This window comes from Corynebacterium sp. HMSC068H04 (genome assembly GCF_001811255.1).
GTDB classification, from domain to species: domain Bacteria; phylum Actinomycetota; class Actinomycetes; order Mycobacteriales; family Mycobacteriaceae; genus Corynebacterium; species Corynebacterium hesseae.
This window is the reverse complement of record NZ_KV803978.1, coordinates 162,097-173,097: the sequence shown is the minus strand read 5'-3', so window position 1 is coordinate 173,097 and position 11,001 is coordinate 162,097. Positions and strand designations below refer to the sequence as shown.

6 protein-coding genes and 1 pseudogene are annotated in these 11,001 nt (G+C 60.3%); 2 read left to right on the top strand and 5 right to left on the bottom strand.

Annotated elements, in window-relative coordinates:
* Positions 1–1,105: pseudogene (locus HMPREF2792_RS04135) on the bottom strand (hypothetical protein); the annotation flags it as partial.
* Complete coding sequence (locus HMPREF2792_RS04130) at positions 1,095–1,781, bottom strand: ABC transporter ATP-binding protein (protein ID WP_010189375.1); 687 nt, start codon at positions 1,779–1,781, stop codon at positions 1,095–1,097. The pseudogene HMPREF2792_RS04135 and the gene HMPREF2792_RS04130, both read right to left, overlap by 11 nt.
* Before the next feature lie 334 nt (positions 1,782–2,115).
* Between HMPREF2792_RS04130 and HMPREF2792_RS04125 the strand changes: the two genes are divergently transcribed.
* The gene (locus HMPREF2792_RS04125) at positions 2,116–5,547 is read left to right on the top strand and encodes a pyruvate carboxylase (RefSeq protein WP_070531087.1); all 3,432 of its coding nucleotides are present in this window, start codon (positions 2,116–2,118) and stop codon (positions 5,545–5,547) included.
* Positions 5,548–6,045: 498 nt separating this feature from the next.
* Here the strand turns inward: HMPREF2792_RS04125 and HMPREF2792_RS04120 are convergent, their stop codons facing one another.
* The 3 genes from HMPREF2792_RS04120 to HMPREF2792_RS04110 all read right to left on the bottom strand — a co-directional run bounded on the left by HMPREF2792_RS04120 (position 6,046) and on the right by HMPREF2792_RS04110 (position 9,630).
* Positions 6,046–6,603 carry a GNAT family N-acetyltransferase gene (locus tag HMPREF2792_RS04120; protein WP_070531085.1) on the bottom strand — a complete coding sequence of 186 codons (558 nt, stop codon included), beginning with the start codon at positions 6,601–6,603 and terminating at the stop codon, positions 6,046–6,048.
* Between the two features lie 252 nt (positions 6,604–6,855).
* Positions 6,856–8,628 (bottom strand): ATP-binding protein, encoded by a 1,773-nt coding sequence (locus tag HMPREF2792_RS04115; RefSeq protein ID WP_070531083.1) that lies wholly within the window; start codon positions 8,626–8,628, stop codon positions 6,856–6,858.
* A 141-nt stretch (positions 8,629–8,769) separates the two neighbouring features.
* Positions 8,770–9,630 (bottom strand): sulfurtransferase, encoded by an 861-nt coding sequence (locus HMPREF2792_RS04110; RefSeq protein WP_070531080.1) that lies wholly within the window; start codon positions 9,628–9,630, stop codon positions 8,770–8,772.
* A 289-nt stretch (positions 9,631–9,919) separates the two neighbouring features.
* Between HMPREF2792_RS04110 and HMPREF2792_RS04105 the strand changes: the two genes are divergently transcribed.
* Complete coding sequence (locus HMPREF2792_RS04105; protein WP_070531077.1) at positions 9,920–10,978, top strand: Cj0069 family protein; 1,059 nt, start codon at positions 9,920–9,922, stop codon at positions 10,976–10,978.
* The last annotated feature ends 23 nt before the right edge of the window (positions 10,979–11,001 follow it).

The window sequence follows — 11,001 nt, the reverse complement described above, 5'->3', positions numbered from 1 at the left end:
ACTCCGTGTCCAAAAAGTCGCTAGACATCACAGAGCTAGCGAGAAGAAGCACTAACCATTTCCACGGAATGAGGACTCCAGGATCAGGCAACCCCGCAAGTCCCGAAATGAAAGGGCGCACGCATTGCGCCAGGCCTGCACCTACAACGAGGCCTAAGACGGAGTACATCAGGGCTGAACGAAGCAGGGTGGATGTGTTGGACTTCCACAACAGGAAGGGGGAGATTCCTAGCTCGAAGAACCGCCGGTTCAACGGGTGAAGAACTAGGTACGTGACTCGCCACAAAAAGAGGATCAAAGCACACGGTATGACAATGGCGAACAGGCCGAAGAAGAAAGAATAGCTATCGGCGAACCCTGAAGGCGGCGTGGCGAGCAGGCTTTCGCGGGTGAGGAGTGAGGTCGAAAAGGCGTCGTCAAGCGCGGCGCGATCAACGAGGTTTGTAGTTTCGAGCTGACTGCTAATGAAGTCGGTGAGCTCGGCAGGAGTCGTTCCTTCGGAACCGAACACAATCGGCCGGACCGAAGCGGAGGTCATGGAATAAGCGTCGGCGTCGATGGTGTTCCATGTTCCCGATGCGCCGTACACCGCTTTCTCCTGGCTGTGGAAGGAATTCGATACAACGCCAACGATGCGGAGCGGTAGCGTGCCGTTGAATGCAGTTGTGTTCTCTCCGAGGCTAAGGTTAACGTCCTCAGTGACGATTACTTCCCCGGGGGCGCTTGGCCAATGGCCCTGAACCAATGCCAACCCAAAATCGGGAGCTTGCTCTTCCCAGTGAGACTCCTTGTAGACAAGGGAAGCTGATGGATTGCTATCGACATAGAGATCGTAAGTCTCGAGTTGGGTAGTAAAGCCCCTCTCTGGGGAATCAAGTTGCGGCAGCGTCTGTTCAACCACGCCCGCCCGCGTGTACACAGGCACGTCCACCCGCACGGCGTTGTTTCCCAATTCTGACTGCGCCTTCTGCTGCGGGGACAACATCATGAAGAGATCAGCCGAGACAGCAAATGCGAATAATCCTAAGCACACTGCGATTGCCGCTGCGCCGAAACGATACCGTTTCGAAGAATGCACGACTTTCGTGATTAGTTCATTGAGCATTCGGGGCTGCTTTCCCAAGCTGGCCGTCGATCAGCGTGTAGGCCGTGCTGCAATAGTCGAGCATGATGGGATCGTGACTGGTCGCTATCACGGTTGTGCCAGTTGATGCCAGCTTCTTGAAGAGTCGAAAAATGCCGTGCGAGTTTTCAGAATCGAGCGCAGCAGACGGCTCATCAGCCAAGAGAATTCGCCGTTTCCCAGACAGTGCTCGGGCGATTCCTACTCTTTGGCATTGGCCGCGCGACATCTCTGCGGGAAATCGTTGAGCGAGTTCTGCAAGTCCTACCTGGGTTAAGGCCTCGCAAGCCTTGTCGTGTGCCGTCGTCTCATCGAATCCCGCTGCAGCAAGCACAAGCATGACATTTTCGAGCGCTGTGAGTTCATTCATCAACAGGTCGTCTTGATAGACGAAGCCGATTGTGTTGCGGCGCAAGGCGAGTAGTTCCTTGGGAGCAGCGGTGGATACACAGGTATCGAAGACCGAGATTGAGCCTTCATCGATAGGTAGAAGACCTGCAACCGCGCGCAGGAGAGTTGTTTTACCGGAGCCGCTCTTTCCTGAAATGCCGAGAAACTCGCCTTCACCAGCTTCTAGGCTTGCGCCTTTGAGAACATGCGTGCGCTGGGCGCCTTCGCCTAAATACTTGTGGACGTTAGAAATGGTGACTGAGTTCATAAGCTCTTTTCTGTCTTCACCGTGCGGTCTTTGGAAGTGAAGGATGAAGTTGGTTCTTATGAACCTGATTGAAGGATAGAAACGGAGGGTAGAACATGTCAATAGGTTTATATTTTTTTAAAAGCGAAGTAACTCTTCTCCTATTTGGCCGCTGCATGTTTAATGGGGGGAAGGGGAGCTGTTCATGAAGGGGTGAGTCTTCTAGGGGTGTGCCTAGGAGTCTGGCGAGAACCTATTCGAAATCTGTTGACCGATATGTCGATTTCCGCCCGCGTTGTCGCCTCGGACACTATCCTTAAGTTCGTATTGTGCTTATCTGAAAGGATCACTCCCAGTGTCTGATACCGCCCACAAGTCCTTCTCTAAGATCTTGGTGGCCAACCGCGGTGAGATTGCCGTGCGCGCCTTCCGCGCTGCCTTTGAGGTCGGCTCCAAGACCGTTGCAATTTATCCAAAGGAAGACCGCAACTCCTTCCACCGCGCCTTTGCCAATGAGGCAGTGCGCATTGGTAACGAGGGCCAGCCGGTCAAGGCTTACCTCGACATCGATGAGGTCATTCGCGCCGCCAAGAAGTCCGGCGCGGATGCCATTTACCCTGGTTACGGCTTCCTGTCGGAGCGTGCCGATTTGGCGCGTGCTTGCCGTGACAACGGCATTAAGTTCATCGGTCCCACCCCGGAGACCTTGGACCTGACCGGTGATAAGGCCGCCGCGGTAGCCGCTGCCCAGGAGGCGGGGCTGCCGACTCTGAAGGACTCGAAGCCCTCGACGGACGTCGACAAGCTGGCGGAATATGCCAAGGACTTTAACTTCCCCGTCTTCGTGAAGGCAGTGGCCGGCGGTGGCGGCCGCGGTATGCGCTTCATCGAGAACGAGGCGGAGCTGAAGACCAAGTGTGCTGAGGCCTCCCGCGAGGCTGAGGCAGCCTTCGGCGATGGCAACGTTTACCTCGAGACCGCGGTGATTCGCCCGCAGCACATCGAGGTGCAGATTCTGGCTGACTCCCACGGCAACGTCTTGCACCTGTTTGAGCGTGACTGCTCCGTGCAGCGCCGTCACCAGAAGGTCGTCGAGATCGCCCCGGCACCCACGCTGGACCCGGAGCTGCGTGACCGCATCTGTGCAGACGCCGTGAAATTCTGCGAGCACATCAACTACGAAGGTGCGGGCACCGTCGAGTTCCTCGTCGATGAGAAGGGCAACCACGTCTTCATCGAGATGAACCCCCGCGTGCAGGTGGAGCACACCGTGACCGAGGAGGTTACGGGCGTGGACATCGTGAAGTCCCAGATGCAGATTGCGGCGGGCTTCTCCCTCGAGGAGTTGGGCCTGAAGCAGGAGGATATCCACATCACCGGCGCGGCGCTCCAGTGCCGCATCACCACCGAGGATCCCTCCAACGGCTTCCGCCCGGATACCGGCACGCTGACCCAGTACCGCTCGCCGGGCGGCGCAGGCGTGCGTCTCGACGGCGCAACGGCCGTCGGCGCTGAGGTCTCCCCGAACTTCGACTCCCTGCTGGTGAAGATGACCTGCCGTGGAGTCAACTTTGAGCAGGCCGTGGCACGTGCACAGCGCGCGCTCAACGAGTTCACGGTGGCCGGCGTGGCCACCAACATCGGCTTCCTGCGCGCCCTGCTGCGCGAGCCGGACTTCGTCAACACCCGCGTGGACACCAGCTTCATTCCGGAGCACCCGGACCTGCTCAAGGCTCCGCCAGCCGTGGATGAGTCTGGCCGCATCATTGATTACATCGCTGATGTAACCGTCAACAAGCCGAACGGCGAGCGCCCGACCACCCTGCGTCCCTTCGATAAGCTGCCGGATCTGGACTTTTCCTCCGAGCTGCCCCGCGGTTCCCGCGATGAGCTGTTGGAGCTGGGCCCGAAGAAGTGGGCGGAGAAGATCCGCAAGCAGGACGCTCTGGCCGTCACTGATACCACCTTCCGTGACGCCCACCAGTCCCTGCTGGCTACCCGCGTGCGCGGTACCGCGTTGGTCACCGCCGCTGAGGCCGTCGCCCGCATGACCCCGGAGCTGTACTCGGTGGAGGCATGGGGCGGTGCGACCTACGACGTCGCCATGCGCTTCCTCAAAGAAGACCCGTGGGTGCGCCTGGATCTGCTGCGTGAGGCCATGCCGAACCAGAACATCCAGATGCTCCTGCGCGGTCGCAACACCGTGGGCTACTCGCCGTACTCCAACGACGTGTGCACCGGTTTCGTGCAGGAGGCCGCCAAGTCCGGCGTGGATGTCTTCCGCATCTTCGACGCGCTGAACGACGTTACCCAGATGCGCCCGGCTATCGACGCCGTCCTGGAGACCAACACCACCGTGGCCGAGGTTGCCATGGCCTACTCGGGCGACATGTGCTCCCCGGATGAGAAGCTTTACACGCTGGACTATTACCTCAAGTTGGCCGAGGAGATTGTCAGTACCGGCGCTCACGTCCTGGCTATCAAGGACATGGCGGGTCTGCTGCGCCCGGAGTCCGCATCCAAGCTGGTTATGGCTCTGCGCAAGGAGTTCGACCTGCCGGTTCACGTGCACACGCACGACACCGCCGGTGGCCAGTTGGCTACCTACTACGCGGCAGCGCTTTCTGGTGCCGACATCGTCGACGGTGCTTCCGCACCGCTAGCGGGCACCACCTCCCAGCCTTCGCTGTCCGCCATCATCGCGGCATTCTCGAACTCCTCTCGTGATACCGGCATCTCCCTCAAGGCCGTCTCCGACCTTGAGCCGTACTGGGAGGCCGTGCGCCAGCTCTACCAGCCCTTCGAGAAGGGTATTCCTGGCCCGACCGGCCGCGTCTACCGCCACGAGATTCCGGGTGGCCAGCTGTCCAACCTTCGCGCGCAGGCTACCGCTCTGGGCTTGGAGGATCGCTTCGAGATCATCGAGGACACTTACGCTGCGGTGAATGAGATGCTCGGCCGTCCGACCAAGGTGACTCCGTCCTCCAAGGTGGTCGGTGACCTCGCCCTGCACCTTGTGGGCGCTGGCGTAGACCCGGCTGACTTTGAGGCCGACCCGACCAAGTACGATATCCCGGATTCCGTCATCGCCTTCCTGCGCGGTGAGCTCGGTACGCCTCCGGGTGGCTGGCCGCCGCTGCGCGATAAGGTCCTGGAGGGCCGCGCGCCTGGCGACGTCACCGTCAAGCCCGTGCCGGAGGATGAGAAGAAGCACCTGGCTTCGGATGATTCCACCGAGCGCCGCGCTTCCCTCAACCGCCTGCTCTTCCCGAAGCAGTTCGAGGAGTTCAACGAGTTCCGCCGCACCTACGGCAACACCGAGGCGCTGACGGACACGGTCTTCTTCTACGGTCTGGAAGAAGGTAAGGACTACATTGTTCACCACTTCCCGGAGGGCTCCAACGACCGCGCGGACCTCAAGCCCATCACCTTGCGTCTTGACGCAATGGGTGAGCCGGACGAGAAGGGCATCCGCAACGTCGTGCTCAACGTCAACGGCCAGATCCGCCCGCTCAAGGTGCGCGACAACAACGTCGAGTCCACCGTCGCCACCGTGGAGAAGGCTGACCCGTCCAACGAGGGCCACGTGGCCGCACCGTTCGCTGGCGTGGTCAACCCGACCGCCAAGCCTGGCGACGAGGTCAAGGCCGGCGACCAAATCGCCGTCATCGAGGCCATGAAGATGGAAGCCTCCATTTCCGCCACCAAGGATGGCACCATTGAGCGCGTCGCCATTGGCGCCGCCACCAAGGTGGAGGGCGGCGACCTCATCGCCGTTATCAGCTAAAAGTCGACTTAGGTCATGGATGGGTGAGCAGCGTCATTCTTGGCGCTGCTCCCTGGCGGTTTTGGCGGTGGGGTGGGATTTTTCCGCACTGCATTGTCCTAAGTCAGGAGGGCGTCTCACAAAAGGCATCTGGCAGAAGGCATCTTTGGGTCTAAAAACGCCATCTGCACTGAGTAAAAGGCGTTTTTAGCCGTGAAAACGCCTTTTGACTGATGCCTTTTGCCAGGCGCCCTTTGTCAGATGCCTCCAGCATCTCGATGGAGGCATGCAGATGCTGTGCGTTGCGAGGGGTGCGAAGAAGGTAATCCGTTTCGCGAAGATACGTGCAGCGTTCTACGGAAACGGTCGTTGTCACCCGACTTGGGTCATGGGTGGGTGAGCAACGTCGCTCTTGGCGCTGTCGTCGGCGCGCCGCCGAAGGCGTCGAGTATAGTCGACACTTTTACAAGAAACCGAGGAAGTGTCGAGTATAGTCGACACCTTTTGTCGGTTTGCGTACTAGAAGCGCTTGAGCATCACGTGAGCATCCGGGCGGCCGGGCACGTCGATGTCGACGAAGCCTTCGGATTCATACAGCTTGCGGGCGCCGGTATTCTCCGGCTCAATCCACAGCGATACGGCGGGAGCCTGCTGCGCCTCGGCGAGGTCGCAGGCGTTGCGCAGGAGGCGTCGCCCAGCGCCGAGGCCCCTGTAGCGGGACTCCACAGCAATGAAGAGCTCGGGGATTTCCTCCGGGTCGAGGTCGGTGGCCCACTGGGACTCATCAAAAGGATCGGCCTCGGGGTTGCCGGTGTAGGCGGCACCCTTCGCTTCAGTGGTGTAGTAGCGCAGCCACGCACCACCGACGGGGACGCGGTGGCTGGAGACTGCGATGACGCCGCCGTCGACGTGCGGGGACCATTCATCGATGTACAGTCCCACGTCAGGCGTGTGAAAATCCCCGATATGGGCGTCCTCGTCACCGAGGACATCGGCGAGGAAAAGGAGACGGGAGAGGTAGGTACGGTCGTGCTCCTTGGCCAACCGTACACCGAACTCAGAATCGTTAACGCTCATGCCTTTCGAGGCTACTTGATCTCTGAATCTAGCTACTCACTGAGTGGTTCGAGTGGAGTTGGTGGCGCTATCCTGATGCGCCACTGTTGCATCCCCTCAGAGCGACAAGTCAGCACCCCGGTAAGTTGTACTCAGCGAGTCAGTGACCCGGAGCAGAGCTCCACCGGGGTATCACGTACAAAGAGTATGTAACGTTGCTGACTGAAGCAAGGTTATTGCAGTGCTCCCTGGCCGTAAGGAAGCATCGGCAAATTACTTGATCTCCAGAATCGGCTCGCCCTTGTTGATCTGCGTGCCGGTGGACACCTTGAGGTCGGTCACGGTGCCGGACTTGTGGGCCTTGACGGGGTTTTCCATCTTCATGGCCTCGAGGACGACGACGACCTCACCCTCTTCTACTTCCTGGCCTTCTTCGACGGCGACCTTGATGACGCTGCCCTGCATCGGTGCGGTCACGGCGTCACCGGACACGTTGGCTGCTGCGCCTTTACCACGGCGCTTCTTCGACTTCTTGCGCTTGGTGCCGCCACCCAAGAGCAAGTTGCCCGGCAGGGCCACCTCGATGCGGCGGCCGCCAACCTCGACGACGAACTTCTGGGATGCTTCCTGGTCCTCATCCTCAGGTGCTTCGGCGGTGTCGGTGTATTCGGGCAGCTCGTTGACCCACTCTTCCTCGATCCACTTGGTGTAGACCGTGAAGTTGCCGTCCTCGGCGGTGAAGGCAGGATCGGTGAGGATTGCCTGGTGGAAGGGGATAACCGTGGGCAGGCCTTCGATGCGGTACTCGGACAGCGCGCGGCGTGCGCGCGCGAGGGCGGTCTCGCGGTCCGGGCCCCAGACGATGAGCTTGGCCAGCATGGAATCGAACTGGCCGCCGATGACGGAACCTTCGCGCACGCCGGAATCCATACGCACGCCCGGGCCGGAAGGCTCGGAGTAGGAGACGATGGTTCCAGGAGCCGGCATGAAGCCCGCAGCGGCGTCCTCGCCGTTGATGCGGAACTCGAAGGCGTGGCCGTGCGGGGTCGGATCCTCGGAGATGGAAAGCTCGCGGCCCTCGGCGATGCGGAACTGCTCGCGAACGAGGTCGTAGCCGGTGGTCTCTTCGGTAACGGGGTGCTCCACCTGGAGGCGCGTGTTGACCTCGAGGAAGGAGATGAGTCCATCCGCACCCACAAGGTACTCCACCGTACCGGCGCCGTAGTATCCGGCCTCGCGGCAGATGCGCTTTGCGGATTCATGGATGGAGGCGCGCTGCTCATCGGTGAGGAAGGGGGCAGGGGCCTCTTCGACGAGCTTCTGGAAGCGGCGCTGTAGGGAGCAGTCGCGGGTGCCCATGACGACGACGTTGCCGTGCTGGTCAGCCAGGACCTGCGCCTCGACGTGGCGGGCCTTATCCAGGTAGCGCTCGACGAAGCACTCGCCGCGGCCGAAGGCTGCGGTGGCCTCGCGGGTGGCGGACTCGTAGAGGTCCTTGATCTCCTCGCGGGTGTGTGCGACCTTCATGCCGCGGCCACCGCCGCCGAAGGCAGCCTTGATGGCAACGGGCAGGCCGTGCTCGTCGGCGAAGGCCTCGACCTCTTCGGCGCTGGCGACGGGATCCTTGGTACCTGGTGCCATGGGCGCGTCGGCACGCTCGGCGATGTGGCGGGCGGTGACCTTGTCACCCAAGTCCGCAATCGACTGCGGCGAGGGGCCGATCCAGATCAGGCCGGCGTCGATGACGGCCTGGGCAAAGTCGGCGTTCTCGGAGAGGAAGCCATAGCCGGGGTGGATAGCGTCGGCGCCGGATTTGGAGGCGGCGTCGAGAATCTTGCTGATATCGAGGTAAGACTCAGCGGAGTTTTGGCCGCCGAGTGCGAAGGCTTCGTCGGCAAGCGTGACGAATGGGGCATCGGCATCGGGCTCGGCGTAGACCGCTACGGATGCAATGTTGGCGTCGCGAGCCGCACGGATGACGCGGACCGCAATCTCACCGCGGTTGGCCACGAGGACCTTGGTGATGTTCTTGGTTTCAACTGCCACGGCAGGAACCCTCCTCCAATTTTTCTGATAGGACTGCGTACTATTCTTGCACACCAAAACATGAGGATACCGTCACGTCTTGGTTTCGTGTCAAAAAATAAACCCGCACCAGCGAGGATGCGGGCTTATTTCGGCGTGTTGCTAGCGTTCAACGGGCATGCGAACCATGTTGCCCCACTCTGCCCACGAGCCATCGTAGACGCGCGGGTTGTCGAAGCCGAGCAGGTACTTCAGCACAAACCAGGTGTGTGCGGCCTGAGCGCCGACATGCGAGTAAAGGACGGTTTCCGTTGCGGGCTCTAGCTCGCCATAGTTGACCTTGAGCTCGCTGAGTGTACGGAAGCAGCCGTTGGGGTAGACCGCGCGATCCCATTCCAAGTTGATGGCCCCGGGAATATGGCCGTGCGTCAAGGTGGTGCCGTAGGCAGACTCGCCGGTTCCGTTCTTGAGGGCGGCTTCGCCGCAGAACTCGTCTGGGCTGCGGGTGTCGACAACGGTGGCGGTGGAGCCGCGCAGCTCATCGACGAAGATGCGAGAGGATTCTTCGCGGGAAACTTCCGGGTAAGAAGACGCGGATGGTTCGGGGACCATGAAAGAGGTATCGCGCTCTTCGGACATCCAGGCGTCCCGGCCACCGTCGAGAAGCCGCACGTCCTCGTGGCCGTACAGCTCAAAGATCCACAGGGCGAATGCGGCCCACCAGTTGGACTTGTCTCCGTACAGGATGACGGTGTCATCGCGCTCGATGCCCTTCGAGCGAAGGAGGGCTGTGAAGTCTTCGGCGCTGATGATGTCCCTCGTCGTGCTATCGAGCAGTTCCGTCTGGACGTTGATACGGATAGCAGTGGGGATGTGGCCGATATCGTAGAGGAGTGAATCCTCATCGACCTCGATCACGTGGAGGCCGTTAATGCCCAGTCGCGCGGATAACCACGGTGCGGACACGAGACGCTCGGGGTGCGCGTATTCCTGGAAAGGGGGATTCGGGTCGAATTCGGCCACGGTCCACCTGCCTTTCTCGTTAAGGGGGAACGTTCGCTTCAACTCTAGCGTGCTTGGCCAACTAGTGGTCACGGGGGAGAGCCTTTTGTGGTGTTGGATACATTTCTTGAGAGGGTAGTGCTGCTTCGCACTTACTGGTTATAACAAGTATGCAGGTCAGGGGCTGAAAAGTGCGCTAAGCTCGCTTTTTAACCTTTTGTTGGGCTGATTCTGTAGGGGAGCGCGCAGGCCAAACCTGGGTTATTTTAAGTAGTGACACTCATCAACCCCCTAGCGAAAGGGAATTACTGTGCACAAGGCAATCGTCGTCTTCGAGGTTGAGGGCGGATCAGACAAGCAGATCAACGGACACCGTAAGGACACCATGCCAATCGTCGACTGCATCAAGGATGCAGGCTGGCATGCAGAGGTCGTGTTCTACCGCCCTGAGTGGTCCGAGAAGCTCTTCGAGTATGTATCCGAGAATTTTGATGCTTACATCTCCCGCGTGAACCCGGGCAACATCCCGGGCGGTGAAAAGGGCTACTTTGACCTGCTCTCCAAGCTGTCCGACGCTGGCCTGGTCGGCATGTCCACCCCGTACGAGATGATGGCCTACGGCGCCAAGGATGCCCTGGTCAAGCTCAACGACACCGACCTGGTCCCGTCCGATACCGCCGCCTACTACGACGTCGAGTCTTTCCACAACACCTTCCCGACCTCCCTGTCCTACGGCGAGCGCGTGCTTAAGCAGAACCGTGGCTCCACCGGCTCCGGCATCTGGCGCGTGCGCCTTGCCGACGAGAAGCTGGCCGAGTCCGTCGAGCCGGGGACGGCCCTGCCGCTCGACACCAAGATCAAGTGCACCGAGGCTGTGGACAACCATACCGAGGAGCGCGAGCTGGGCGAGTTCATGGACTTCTGTGATCAGTACATCGTGGGTGACAACGGCATGCTCGTGGACATGCGCTTCATGCCGCGCATCGTCGAGGGCGAGATTCGTATTCTTCTCGTGGGCCCGGACCCGGTCTTCGTGGTGCACAAGAAGCCGGCCGAGGGCGGCGACGCCTTCTCTGCCACCCTGTTCTCCGGCGCCAAGTACACCTACCAAAAGCCGGAGGAGTGGCAGGAGCTCGTCGATATGTTCGCTGACGTTCGCCCGGTCATCGCAGAGAAGCTCGGCGGTGACAACATCCCGCTGATCTGGACCGCGGACTTCATGCTGGCTGACGGCGAAAACGGCGAAGATACTTACGTCCTTGGTGAGATCAACTGCTCCTGCGTGGGCTTCACCTCTGAGTTGGACATGGGCATTCAGGAGAAGGTGGCTGCTGAGGCCATCAAGCGCGTGGAGGCCAAGCACGCTTAAGCGATTTATTTCGCACTAATCCT